The organism is Kitasatospora sp. NPDC058218 (genome assembly GCF_042882445.1).
Taxonomy (GTDB): Bacteria; Actinomycetota; Actinomycetes; order Streptomycetales; family Streptomycetaceae; genus Kitasatospora.
Map to the genome: position 1 here is coordinate 54584 of NZ_JBHVWC010000059.1, position 12012 is coordinate 66595.

General features: G+C 73.1%; 11 protein-coding genes. 3 read left to right on the forward strand and 8 right to left on the reverse strand.

The window, feature by feature from the left end; all coding sequences use genetic code 11:
• Nucleotides 1-118: 118 nt before the first annotated feature.
• The gene (locus ACFVYI_RS31755) at nt 119-913 is read right to left on the reverse strand and encodes a spermidine synthase (protein ID WP_387892008.1); all 795 of its coding nucleotides are present in this window, start codon (nt 911-913) and stop codon (nt 119-121) included.
• 71 nt (nt 914-984) lie between these two features.
• A complete protein-coding gene (locus ACFVYI_RS31760; RefSeq protein ID WP_387891984.1) occupies nt 985-1941 on the reverse strand; it encodes an alpha/beta hydrolase in 957 nt (318 codons plus the stop codon).
• A 267-nt stretch (nt 1942-2208) separates the two neighbouring features.
• Between ACFVYI_RS31760 and ACFVYI_RS31765 the strand changes: the two genes are divergently transcribed.
• Nucleotides 2209-3630, forward strand: a complete 1422-nt coding sequence (locus tag ACFVYI_RS31765) for a selenium-binding protein SBP56-related protein (RefSeq protein ID WP_387891986.1) — start codon at nt 2209-2211, stop codon at nt 3628-3630.
• Nucleotides 3631-3642: 12 nt separating this feature from the next.
• Here ACFVYI_RS31765 and ACFVYI_RS31770 read toward each other — a convergent pair whose 3' ends face one another.
• From ACFVYI_RS31770 to ACFVYI_RS31780, 3 genes are all read right to left on the reverse strand, one after another.
• The gene (locus tag ACFVYI_RS31770; RefSeq protein WP_387891988.1) at nt 3643-4653 is read right to left on the reverse strand and encodes a globin domain-containing protein; all 1011 of its coding nucleotides are present in this window, start codon (nt 4651-4653) and stop codon (nt 3643-3645) included.
• Between the two features lie 183 nt (nt 4654-4836).
• The gene (locus tag ACFVYI_RS31775) at nt 4837-5775 is read right to left on the reverse strand and encodes a helix-turn-helix domain-containing protein (protein ID WP_387891990.1); all 939 of its coding nucleotides are present in this window, start codon (nt 5773-5775) and stop codon (nt 4837-4839) included.
• A gap of 27 nt (nt 5776-5802) precedes the next feature.
• Nucleotides 5803-7059: an RNA-guided endonuclease InsQ/TnpB family protein gene (locus ACFVYI_RS31780; protein WP_387891992.1), complete on the reverse strand. Its 1257-nt coding sequence runs from the start codon at nt 7057-7059 to the stop codon at nt 5803-5805.
• A gap of 240 nt (nt 7060-7299) precedes the next feature.
• Here ACFVYI_RS31780 and ACFVYI_RS31785 point away from each other — a divergent pair, with 240 nt between their 5' ends.
• Nucleotides 7300-8466: an NAD(P)-dependent alcohol dehydrogenase gene (locus ACFVYI_RS31785; protein WP_387891993.1), complete on the forward strand. Its 1167-nt coding sequence runs from the start codon at nt 7300-7302 to the stop codon at nt 8464-8466.
• Between the two features lie 122 nt (nt 8467-8588).
• Here ACFVYI_RS31785 and ACFVYI_RS31790 read toward each other — a convergent pair whose 3' ends face one another.
• The 3 genes from ACFVYI_RS31790 to ACFVYI_RS31800 form a co-directional block, all read right to left on the reverse strand.
• A complete protein-coding gene (locus ACFVYI_RS31790) occupies nt 8589-8957 on the reverse strand; it encodes a DUF6114 domain-containing protein (RefSeq protein ID WP_387892010.1) in 369 nt (122 codons plus the stop codon).
• 278 nt (nt 8958-9235) lie between these two features.
• Nucleotides 9236-9883, reverse strand: a complete 648-nt coding sequence (locus ACFVYI_RS31795; protein ID WP_387891995.1) for a DUF6230 family protein — start codon at nt 9881-9883, stop codon at nt 9236-9238.
• 138 nt (nt 9884-10021) lie between these two features.
• Entirely contained in the window at nt 10022-10813 is a 792-nt protein-coding gene (locus ACFVYI_RS31800; RefSeq protein WP_387891997.1) for a TetR/AcrR family transcriptional regulator, read from the reverse strand.
• A gap of 382 nt (nt 10814-11195) precedes the next feature.
• On the opposite strand from ACFVYI_RS31800, the gene ACFVYI_RS31805 reads away from it, so the two are divergent.
• Complete coding sequence (locus tag ACFVYI_RS31805) at nt 11196-11867, forward strand: Tat pathway signal sequence domain protein (RefSeq protein WP_387891999.1); 672 nt, start codon at nt 11196-11198, stop codon at nt 11865-11867.
• The last annotated feature ends 145 nt before the right edge of the window (nt 11868-12012 follow it).

Sequence of the window (12012 nt, forward strand, 5' to 3'; positions counted from 1 at the left end):
GGGTTCAACAGGAACGGCGGAACTGGCGGGACGGCGGCACCGGACACGGTGAGGTCGCCGAGCGGGCTCGGCGGAGGCCCTCCGGACAGTCTGGCACCGGCCCGTGCCGTCGGCCCGCTCAGCCGACGCTGAACGCGCCGTCGGGGGGCGGCGGGGAGTCCGTCGCCCCGGCGTCCGTGACCGGCGCCGTCCGGCCGGTGAACGCGGCCAGGTCGGCGCCCTCGGTGAGCCGGGCGGGGAAGATGTCCGCGGCGAGGCGACGCGAGAGGTCGGCCAGCGGGAGCGGACCCGTGGAGCCGACCAGCAGGATGTTGCCGTAGCGGCGGCCGCGCAGCACCGGGGCCTCGGCGATCAGGCAGACCTCCGGGAAGACCGCGCGCACCGTCGCCGCCTGGGCGCGGGCGAAGGCGAGCGGCGGACCGTCCGCGAGGTTGGCGGCGTAGCACCCGCCGGGGCGCAGCGCGGCGGCCGCCAGCCGCAGGAACTCCACCGAGGTGAGGTGCGCCGGGGTGCGCGAGCCGTGGAAGACGTCGGCGACGACGAGGTCCAGCGAGCCGGCCGGGACCGCCGCCAGTTCGGCCCGCGCGTCACCGACCGTCGCCGTGATGTCCGCCCCCGGGCCCCGCCACGGCAGGTGCTCCTCGACCAGCGCGAGCAGCGGGCCGTCGACCTCGGCCACCCGCTGGCGCGAGCCGGGGCGGGTGGCGGCGAGGTAGCGGGGCAGGGTGAGGGCGCCGCCGCCGAGGTGGAGCGCGTCGAGCGGCTGCCCGGCGGGGGCCAGGGCGTCGACGAGGTGGCCGATCCGCCGGGTGTACTCGAACTCCAGGTGGGTCGGATCCCCCAGGTCGACGTAGGACTGCGGGGTGTCGTCGAGGGTGAGCAGCCAGCCGCCGTCGTGGTCGATGTCGGGCATCAGCTTGGCCCACCCGAGGTCGGTCCGGCGCCCGACCGGGAGCGGCTCCGCGTCGTACGGGGCCGGCTCGGTCACGAGGACTCCGGCAGGTAGGCGCCGAGCCAGCGGTCGAGCTCGGTGAAGAGCTGGGCGCGGGCGGCCTCGCCGGAGAGGACGAGGTCGTGCATGCCGCCCTCGATCCGGACGATCGTGACGTGCCGGCCCAGTTTCGGGCCCTCGGCGGCGATGTCGTCGGCGCGCAGCACGGCGTCGGCGTGGTGCAGCTTGGCCTGCCAGGTGGTGGTGGCGATCGAGGCGGTGGAGGCCATCAGCAGCACGGGGACGTCGATGCCGAGTCCGCGCCGGACCCGGCGCTGGCCGCGGTGGATGGCGGCCAGCCAGCCGGCGTAGAGCGGGAAGCCCTCGGCCGGCTTGAGGCTCAGGTCGAAGTCCCACTCGCCGCGGTGGTCGCGGTGCAGGCTGTGCACGTAGTGCGGGTTGAGCGTGGACGGCAGCTTGCGGGTGGCGGCGAAGCGGCCGAGCGCCTCCACGGCGGGCCCGCCGAGGGTGCGGACGGCCGGGGCGGCGGGCATCGAGAGGAACGGGCTGTTGAGGAACAGCCCGTCGACCAGGCCCCGCCCGGCCCGGCGCCCGGCCCACAGTGCGGTGACCAGGCCACCGGTGGAGTGACCGTTGACCAGCAGCTCCCGGTGCCCGTCGGTCTCCCGGATGATCCGCACCGCGGCGTCCAGCTCCTCGTCGTAGGCGGCGAGGTCGCGGACGAAGTTCGGCGACTGGTGCGGGCGCAGCGAGCGGCCGTACTTGCGCAGGTCGAGGGCGTAGAAGGAGAAGCCGCGCTCGACGAAGTGGTCGGCGAGGTGGGTCTGGAAGAAGTAGTCCACGTACCCGTGGACGTAGAGGACGGCGCGTTCGCTGCCCGGGACGAGCCGGCGCACCAGGGTGGCGCTGACGGCGCCCTCCTCGTCGGGGGCGAGCGGAAGCTCGACCGCCTCGTAGGGGGCACCCAGGATGTCTTCTCGGAACTCCATGTCCGCCGTACCCATTCTCTGCTCCGCCTGCCGTGGTGGCAGGGACCGCCGATCCGGAGCACCGACGATACCGGCCGGTAGCTCCGCCGTGCTCGGCGGACCTCGGTCGGCGGCGAGCCGCGCCCGTGGGCGGCAGCGGCCGATCCCGGCGGCGGGCGGGGCGGCCCGCTCCGCTCCCCGTGCGCCTGCTGTGCGCCCGCGGTTCTGTGGAACGCTACCCGGGCCACTGTCACTTCCCTTGCCCATGAGGCGAGTTGAGGAGCAAGAATGCCGCACGGAGACGATCCGCAGGTCGGGCACAGTGATCCCTCCCTCTACCGCACACCCGCGGAGGCGATCGCGGCGCCGCCGGAGAAGCTGGCCTACGTCGCCGGGTTCGACCGGTCGGCGCAGCGGCCGGACGCGCTGATCACCGTCGACACCGATCCGGCCTCGCCGAGCTACGGCCGGGTGCTGAACTTCGCCGAGCTGCCGGGGCTCGGAGACGAACTGCACCACTTCGGCTGGAACGCCTGCTCCAGCGCGCTCGCGCACGCCTGCCACGAGAACCCCGAGCGGCGCTACCTGCTGCTGCCCGGGCTGCGCTCCTCCCGGCTGCACGTGATGGACACCCGGCCGGACCCGGTGCGCCCGCGGCTGGTGAAGACCGTCCAGGCCGAGGAGCTGGCGGCCAGAGCGGGGTACTCGCGCCCGCACACCCTGCACTGCGGGCCGGACGGCGTCTTCCTGTCCTGCCTCGGCAGCGGGGACGGCGGGGACGGGCCCGGCGGGGTGGCGCTGCTCGACCACACCACCTTCGACGTCCTGCGGGCCTGGGAGACGGAGCGCGGACCGCAGCACTTCGCCTACGACGTCTGGTGGCACCTGGGGACCAACGTGGGCGTCACCAGCGAGTGGGGCACGCCGTGGATGGTCGAGGACGGCGTGGTGCCGGAGCTGCTGCTGGGTCGCAAGTACGGGCACGCGCTGCACTTCTGGGAGCTGGACTCGGGGCGGCACCTGCAACGGATCGACCTGGGCGACCAGTACCAGATGGTGCTGGAGCTACGGCCGGCGCACGATCCCCAGGCGGAGTGGGGCTTCGTCGGTGTGGTGGCCAACGTGGAGGACCTCTCCTCCTCGGTCTGGCTCTGGTACCGGGAGGGGGCGGCGTTCACCGCGCGCAAGGTGATCGAGATACCGGCCGAACCGGCGAAGCCCGAGGACCTGCCGCCGGCGCTGCAGCCCTTCGGCGCGGTGCCGCCGCTGGTGACGGACATCAACCTGTCGGTGGACGACCGCTGGCTGTACGTCTCCGCCTGGGGCACCGGCGAGTTGTTCCAGTTCGACGTGTCGGACCCGTTCCACCCCCGGCCGACGGGCTCGGTGCGACTCGGCGGGGTGGCCGCGAGGACGCCGCACCCGGCCGAGCCCGACCGCCCGCTGAGCGGCGCGCCGCAGATGGTCGAGATCAGCCGGGACGGGCGGCGGCTCTACCTCACCAACTCGCTGTACGGCGCCTGGGACGACCAGTTCTACCCGGACGGCATCGAGCCCTGGATCATCAAGCTGGACGCCGACACCGAGGCGGGCGGGCTCACCGTCGACCCGCACTTCTACCCGCACGGTGCGGAGTTCGGCGGTCTGCGGGTGCACCAGACGCACCTGGCGGGCGGCGACGCGTCCTCGGACTCGTACTGCTTCCGTTGAGCGACCGGGCGCTCAGACCCGCCCCGGCAGCGGGTGGTGGTGGACGCGGGCGGGCAGCGGGGCGTGATGGACGCGCCCCGGCAGCGGATCGTGGTGGACGCGGGCGGGCGGCAGGCCGGCGGCGACCAGCAGCAGGTCGCGCGTGCCGTCCTCGGGCATCAGCGTGCCGCGCGGCGGGCCGAGCCGCAGCTCGTCACCGACGGCGGTGTGCTCGACCAGCGCCTCGCTGACGCCGCCCGGGCCGGTGCGGCGCACGTGGAACTCCAGCTCGTTGTCGGCCCGCGGCGCGCAGCCCATCGAGTACTGCCGCCAGGTGTGCGGCAGCCGCGGGTGCTCGACGGCACCGTACTGGCCGGCCCGGTAGGGGTAGGGCTCGCCGGTGCGCACCCGCAGCACGGCGAGGGAGGGGCGGCGGCGCTGGTGGCCGACCACCACGGCGCGCCAGTACGGCGGTTCGGCGAGCGCGGACTCGGCTCCCGCGCTCATCGCCCCGACCGCGAAGCGCAGCATCCGCACCCAGGCGGCCTCCACGCCCTCGCTCCACCGGGAGCCGGCGCGATGCCTGAGCGCCTCGCGGAGCGCCTCCTCGAAGGCCTCGTAGTGGACCGGGCGGACCCCCAGCTTGCGGTGGTCGCGGCCGAGCAGGGCGAGCGAGGCGGCGAGCCGGTCGGGGCGGTGGAGGTGCTCGATCAGGTACGCGAACATCCGCTCCAGATGGGCCTGTTGGAACTCCATCGAGGCGGGGAATAGCGAGCGCAGGTAGGGCCGACGCCGGAACATCACCGCGTAGAGCCGGTCGATCAGCTCGGCGAGCGGGGCGACGGATCCGAGACTGTCCCGGATCAGTCCCTGGTCGGCCGCGCCGTCGTAGCCGTCGCGCCCCTCGGCCACGGCGGTCACCGACGGCCGGTCCGCCGCGCTCCGCGAGGACGACGCCGGCACCAGCAACTGCCTGCGCAGGCGCATGGCGTGGTGGCGCGCGATCAACCGGTCGTACTCGTTGGTGGTGCTGCTGATCTCCATGGACGGCAGCCTAACCAGGCGTCAGATACCTGACAGAAAGCAGCCGTTCACCCTGACCGGCCGATTCCGGGCAGGGTGGGGCCCGGACGGCGGCAGGTCCAGTAGACGGCCCGGTGAAGGTGGTACGGAAGGACCGATCGTCCCGGCCGGGCCGGGACGATCGGCCTCCTCAGGCGTCCGCGATCAGGACTCCCGGCCCACCGGGCCCGCGTCCGGCGCGACGCCCGCCTCTGCTCCCCCGGTCCGGTCCACTCCCCCGGTCCGGTCCGCAGCGCCGGCCGGGCCGGGCGCGGCCCAGCTGGCCAGCAGTCGCAGCGACTCGGCCGAGGATGTCCCGGGCTCGGCGTGGTACGTGACCAGCACCAGGTCGGGGTCGCCGGCCGGGCGCAGCGTCTCGTACCGCAGGGTCAGCCGGCCGACCACCGGGTGGTGCAGCTCCTTCGTCCCGTGGCCCTTGTCGCGGATGTCGTGCGCGGCCCACAGGCGCCGGAAGTCGGCGCTCTTGAGGGAGAGTTCGCCGATCAGCGAGGCCAGCCGGGGGTCGTCGGGGTCGCGCCCGGCGTCCAGCCGCAGGATGCCGACCACATCGGTGGCCTTGCCCTCCCAGTCGTCGTAGAGCTCGCGCGCCGCCGGGTCGAGGAAGGCGTGCCAGGCCATGTTGCGGTGCTCGGGTGCCATCGCGGAGAAGTCCCCGAGCAGCGCGTTGCCCAGCCGGTTCCACGCGATGATGTCCAGTCGCCGCCCGAGCACGTAGGCCGGGACGCCCTCCATCGCGTCGAGCAGCTGCTGCAGTTCGGGGCGGACCTGCTGCGGCCGGGCTGCGGCGCGCCCGGTCCGGCGGCGGGCGGGCTTGGTGATCCGCTGGAGGTGCTCGCGCTCGGCCGGGGTGAGGCGCAGGGCGCGGGCGATGGAGTCCAGGACGGCGGCGGAGACGCTCTCGCCGTGCCCCTGTTCGAGCCGGACGTAGTAGGCCGTGCTCACGCCCGCCAGTTGTGCCAGCTCCTCCCGGCGCAGCCCGGGAACGCGTCGGCGGGTGCCGTGGTCCGGCAGGCCGACGTCCACGGGCTGCAGCCGGGCACGCCGCGACCGGAGGAATTCGCTGAGTTCGGTGCGCTGGTCCATGCCCCCGAGTTTGACATCCTCCCCGCGCTAAGGCACGGGGATTCCGGCCGCGTCTGCGGCACGGGGTTTGCGCCCGGTGCGGCCGGCGTTCCGGTGGGTTCCTGTTTCAACGGGCCGTGCCCGGCGTGGGATCGCCACACCGGGTCCTACCGGCCCTCCGCAGGCGTTTAGCCTGTCCGCCCGCCCGGCGGCCAGGATGTTCCGAGCAGCATTGAGGTCACGATCGTGAGAGGTGCCGCACGGGCCGCACGCCCACGTGCGGATGCCGAGCGGCTTGGGTCCGTCCAGGACCCCGCAGGTGGAGCACACCTGGCTGGTGGGCTCGTACCGGCCGATGATGCCGACGTGCCGTCCGTAGCGGGCGGCTTTCTCGGTGAGGAGCCGGCGGAAGGTGGACCATCCGGCGTCGTGGACGGACTTGCCCAGGCGGGTTCGGGCCAGACCGCGCACGTTCAGGTCCTCCAGGTACACCGCTTGGGTCTCGCGGATCAGCCTGGTCGTCTGCTTGTGCAGCCAGTCCATGCGGGTGTCGGCCACCCTGGCGTGCGCCCTGGCAACCTTCCTGCGGGCCTTCGCCCGATTCCTCGACCCCTTCGCCTTCCGGGACAGCGCCCGCTGCGCGGCCTTGAGCTTCCTCTCCGCCTTCCGCAGAAAGCGCGGGTCGTCGATCACGCTGCCGTCGGACATCACCGCGTAGGCGGTCAGCCCGAGGTCGATCCCCACCTCGGTGTCGAGTTCCGGCAGATGGTCCGGCTCGATGTCCACCACGAACGAAGCGAAGTACCGTCCGGACGAGTCCAGCACGATCGTCACCGACGACGGATCGGCCGGCAGCGCCCGCGACCACTTCACCCGCACATCACCGATCCTGGCAAGGTTCAGCTTGCCGTTGCCCCGCATGCGGAAGCCGTTGCGGGAGAACCGCAGCGACTGCCGGCTGTCCTTCCGCGACTTGAACACCGGAAGGCCCACCGGGCGACCGGCCCGCTTGCCGGACTTCGAGTCGAAGAAGTTCCGGTAAGCCGTGTCCAGGTCACGGATGGACGACTGCAACGCGTCGACCGACACAGACCCCAGCCACGACCTGGCGTCCGTCTTCTTCGCATCGGTGATCACCGACTTGGCCAGAACACCGGTCGGGATCCTCGACCGGTCCGCCTTCCACGCCGCCTTCCGCAGGGTGAGCGCATCGTTGTACACCACCCGCGCGCACCCGAACGTACGGGACAGCGCCTGCCGCTGACCCACCGTCGGACAGATGCGATAGGAGTACCTGAGATGCACAGGATCAACCTACCGACAGGCACTGACAACCGGATGCCGTCACCCGCACGGCGGTCCGCCTCAACGGCCAAACACCGCACCCCGACCCCGCTCCGCAGACGGTCCGCCTCCTCCCCCGGCCAAAGCCGGGGGCATCCACGGAGGTCCCCGATGAGGGTGAGTCTGCCGGTCGTACGTTGGGCGTGCGTACGACAACCTCTGGTCTGGTTGCCCGGGTCGCGTCGCCGCAGGCTGGAGCACATGACGAACACGACGAACGCCGGAACGAACACGGCGGGCACCACGAGCACCACCACCACGAGCACCACCGGCCCGGAGGGCACCGGCACGGAGGGCACGAGCACCACCACCGCCGCAGCACCGCGGACCGTCGCCGCGTACGCGGCCCCCGCCCCGAAGGCCCCGCTGGAGAAGACCACCGTCCCGCGCCGGGCGCTGGGCGAGCACGACATCCTGATCGACGTCCGCTTCGCGGGCATCTGCCACTCGGACATCCACCAGGTCTGCGAGGACTGGGGCGACGGCATCTTCCCGATGGTCCCGGGCCACGAGATCGCCGGCGTGGTCGCCGAGGTCGGCCCGGGCGTGACCCGCTGGACGGTCGGCGACCGGGTCGGGGTCGGCTGCTTCGTCGACTCCTGCCGGGAGTGCGACAACTGCCGGGCCGGGCTGCAGCAGTTCTGCACCGGTACCGGGGGCCCCGTCTTCACCTACAACAGCGTCGGCCACGACGGCGAACCCACCTACGGCGGCTACTCCTCGCAGCTGGTGGTCGACGAGGGGTACGCCCTGCGCATCCCGGACTCGCTGCCCCTGGACACCGCCGCACCGCTGCTCTGCGCCGGCATCACGCTCTACTCGCCGCTCAGCCACTGGGGCGCGGGCCCGGGCAAGAAGGTCGCGATCGTCGGCCTCGGCGGGCTCGGCCACCTGGGGGTGAAGATCGCGCACGCCAAGGGCGCCGAGGTCACCGTGCTCAGCCAGTCGCTGCGCAAGCGCGAGGACGGCCTGCGGCTCGGCGCCGACGACTACCGGGCGACCTCCGACCCGGCCGTCTTCACCGAACTGGCCGGCACCTTCGACCTGATCGTCAACACCGTCTCCGCCGACCTCGACCTGAGCGCCTACCTCGGCCTGCTGAGGACCGGGGGCACGCTGGTCCAGGTCGGAGCGCCGGAGAAGCCGGTCGAGGTCCTCGCGCACGCGCTGCTGACCGGCCGCAAGTCGCTGTCCGGCTCGATGATCGGCGGGCTTCCGGAGACCCAGGAGATGCTGGACTTCTGCGCCGAGCACCAGGTCACCGCCGAGATCGAGCTGATCCGCGCCGACCAGATCAACGAGGCGTACGCGCGGGTGCTGGCGAGCGACGTGCGGTACCGCTTCGTGATCGACGCCTCGACGATCTGAGCCCGGGCCCGGGCCGACCCCGGCCAGGAACCGCGCTCGGCGGCGGCGCCCGCCTGCGGTGCTCTCCCTTCACCGCAGGCGGGGCCGCGCCACGGCCGGCCCGTCGCGCGGCCCGGCCGGGCTCAGGCCCCGGCCGGGCCGGCGGCCTTGCCGCCGACCGCCTTGCCGCGGGTCGCGCGACGCGACCGGCGCCGGCGCGGGGGCTGGTCCGGCAGCCACCCGAAGGCCAAACTGGCGCCCACCACTCCGAGCATCATGCCGATCAGGAAACCCCCGAGGTTGGAGGTGAGCCAGCTGGCCAGCGACGCGAGCACCCCGAGCACCGAGTAGAACAATCGCTGCGCCGGGTTGAACAGGATCAGCACGCCGCAGATCACCATCACGACCGGTACCAGGTAGCCGGCCAGCCCCTGCATGCCGATGTGCAGGATGACCGGCAACGGCGCCTTCAGGGTGAAGAGGATCTCGGCGCCGCCCAGCAGGACCAGCAGGCCGCCCCAGAACGGCCGCCGACCCCGCCAACCGCGCCAGCCCCCGCCGGCCCGGGCCGGCCCGTCGGATGCGGCCGGATCGGCTGGACCGCCCGGATCGGCGGCCGTCGCGCTCGCAGGACCGGCGGGAACGGCAGTAGCGGCATCGGTATCGGCTCCACCGGGACGACCGCCCGCGGCGGACTCTGCGGCGGCGGCGCGGTCGGCCGCCGCGGGGCTGACGGCGGCGCCGCCCCCCTCGGCCGGGCCGGCGCCGCCGGGTACGGGATCGGCCACCGTCAGCAGCCCTCCGAGCTGAAGCTCAGCCGCAGGTGCGGCAGCTTGAACGCCGCAGCGGTGGTGGCGTAGTTGTGCTGCCGCAGATTGCGGATGGTGACGGTGTCGGCCTGCTGCCCGAACACGCCCGGCAGGCCCTGGACGCCTGCCTTGGTGTAGGTGCTGGCGTCCCCGCCGATCTCGATGTTCTTGAACGACGCGTCGCCGGAGACCAGGTCCGAGTCGGTGGTGAGGTCGGTGGCGGTCACGGGTGTGCCGGCATCACCGGCCTTGATCAGCAGGTTGATGCCGCCGAGGTCGACGCTCTGGCAGAGCTTGGTGAGCTCCGCCTGCTTGATCGCCGAGACGATGACCAGGACCTGACCGCCGGTGTCCCCTTCGTTCGGGCTGCCCTCGATCATGTGGTCCAGACTGCCGAACTGCTCGAAGCCGACGCCCTCCAGGCTGTCGGCGGTGACGGTGAACGGCATGCCGGAGATGGCGAACTGGGCGGCGAGGACGCCCTGTGCGGTGAGGGTCATCAGGACGGCGCCGACGGCGACGGCCGGTACGGCCATCAGGGCGGTGCGCCTCAGACGGACCCGCCCTCTCGATCCGGCGGGTGAGTCGGTGCTTTCGGGCGTGGGGGCGGCGTCCTCGGACGTGGCCATGTGTGCTCCCTCGGGTGGTGGGATGTGCAGGCACTGGCACGTTGCCCTGGCGCGGACAGCGTCCTGCGGCCCGGCCGGGTGGGCCGCCCCTCGGCAGCGGGGCGGGCCCGGTCGGACCGCAGGTGGATTACTGGGAAGCTACTGCCGAGTAGACGACGGGTCAATACGGGTGCACGAAGGATCATCATCCGTGACCGCGGGCGCCCGCACCGGGCCCGGTCCGAGCGCCGCCACCGGCGCCAACCGTCGGGCGGCCTCCTCCGGACCGAGGAACGGCGCCAGGCAGAAGAGGCTCAACATCGGCAGTTGATCGGGGAGTTCGGCGGTCCGACCGGCATCGACGCAGCGGTACAGGGTGCTGTAGACGCCGCCGACCACGGCATCCACCAGCGGCTCCACCCCTACCCCGCAGGGAAGTTGGGGCACCTCGGCGAAGAACGTCCGGAACCGGGTGAGGAGTTGCTCGCGCTCGCGGCGGCCGGCCGGTCCGACCGACTCGATCTCGATCACCGCCATGGTGGCGAAGGCCGGGACGCGGGCCAGCAGGTCGAGCATCGCGCGCAGGGCGTCGTGGATGCCGCCGCACCAGTCCGGCGCCGCCGCGAAGGCGGCCGCCATCCGCCGGATCACCACCCCGGTGCCGTGCCGGTGGGTGGCCAGGAAGGCGTCCTCCTTGCCGCTGAACAGCTCGTAGAAGACCGGCCTGGTCACCCCGGCCGCACGGCAGATGTCGCTCACCGTGGCGCGCTGGTAGCCGTGCTCCGCCACGGTGTGGACCAGCCCGTCGAGCAGGCGTTCCCGCTGGGTGGCGGCGACCACGCCGGGGGGCAGCCGGCTCGGGCCGCGCTTGATCGATCGCGCCGGGTCGCGGCCGGGTCTCGCCCCGGGCAGCAGCAGTGCCTCGGCACCGTGGACGGCATCCAGGTCCATCGCCAACTCCTGTGCTCTGTCTTGACATTGACGCAAGGGCTGGTTTACAACACTCGCAGGTTTCCAATCGGACGGCGCTGAGCCGCCGGAAACCTCCACGCGTTCCGACTGTTCAGTATGGCGAACGCATGCCCGGCGGTGGCAGCCGTCGACGTGCATCCCCACCGCACCTCACCGCACCTCCGCACGTCCCGCACCTCCTCGCCGTACGGGCGGGCCCGTGGCGCCGGGCCCGCCGCCGACACCGGACGCGTGTCCCCACCCCTCAGCACCCCACCCCGCACCACCCCGCCGCGTGCAACCGCGGCGCCTCCCGCCGCGCGTACCTCCGCGCGATCACGCGGGCTCCCCCACCCGACTCCGTACGGAGAGAGGCACCCTCATGCGCATCCGCCGCACCCTCGGCGCCGCGGCCCTGGCCGCCGTCGCCCTGGCCACCGCCGCCACCACCCCGGCCCAGGCCGCCGGTTCCACCGTGCTGACCCACACCTCCGTCGGCGGCCCCGCCGTCGCGGTCGGCGACGTCCTCACCGCCAACCTGGTCCCCGGCAGCTACGCCACCTTCTACTCCAGCGCCACCGGCACGAGTGGCATCAAGTGTGCCGTCTCCGCCTTCTCCGCCACCGTGACCAGCAACCCGGCGGCCCCGGGCGTGGCCACCGAGAGCCTCAACAGCCACACCTTCGGCTCGTGCACCGCCAACGTCATCGGCGTCACCGGCGTCAAGAGCATCACCGTCAACAACCTGCCGTACACCAACGCGGTCAGTGACGCGGCCGGGAACCCCGTGACGCTCAGCCCGACGGCGGCCGGTCCGCTGCAGACCACGGTGGTGCTGAACACCATCCTCGGCACCACCACCTGCGTGTACCGCGCGCCCGGCAGCATCGCCGGCACCACCGACAACACCGGCCAGACCATCGGGTTCGCCTCCCAGGCGTTCGCCAAGGTGTCCGGCCCGAGCACCTGCTTCGCCACGGGCTACTTCACCGCCACCTACGGGCCGGTGGTCGACAGCTCCGTCGCCGGCAGCCCGCACGTCTACATCAACTGACGCCCACCACAAGGCAGTAGGCGGGCACGAAACAGAGCGGCGTGGGGGGGGGCCGGCGGGGGGGGGCCCCCCCCCCCGCGCCCCGCCGCGACGGCGCGGGGGCCCGGGCGCACGAGCACCCCGGGCCCCGCGCGCACGCCACCCG

Coding starts and splice junctions, on each gene's coding strand:
- ACFVYI_RS31755 (WP_387892008.1), bottom strand. CDS start 913: ATGCCCGACATCGACCACGACGGCGGCTGGCTGCTCACCCTCGACGAC.
- ACFVYI_RS31765 (WP_387891986.1), top strand. CDS start 2,209: ATGCCGCACGGAGACGATCCGCAGGTCGGGCACAGTGATCCCTCCCTC.
- ACFVYI_RS31760 (WP_387891984.1), bottom strand. CDS start 1,941: ATGGAGTTCCGAGAAGACATCCTGGGTGCCCCCTACGAGGCGGTCGAG.
- ACFVYI_RS31785 (WP_387891993.1), top strand. CDS start 7,300: ATGACGAACACGACGAACGCCGGAACGAACACGGCGGGCACCACGAGC.
- ACFVYI_RS31795 (WP_387891995.1), bottom strand. CDS start 9,883: ATGGCCACGTCCGAGGACGCCGCCCCCACGCCCGAAAGCACCGACTCA.
- ACFVYI_RS31800 (WP_387891997.1), bottom strand. CDS start 10,813: ATGGACCTGGATGCCGTCCACGGTGCCGAGGCACTGCTGCTGCCCGGG.
- ACFVYI_RS31770 (WP_387891988.1), bottom strand. CDS start 4,653: ATGGAGATCAGCAGCACCACCAACGAGTACGACCGGTTGATCGCGCGC.
- ACFVYI_RS31775 (WP_387891990.1), bottom strand. CDS start 5,775: ATGGACCAGCGCACCGAACTCAGCGAATTCCTCCGGTCGCGGCGTGCC.
- ACFVYI_RS31805 (WP_387891999.1), top strand. CDS start 11,196: ATGCGCATCCGCCGCACCCTCGGCGCCGCGGCCCTGGCCGCCGTCGCC.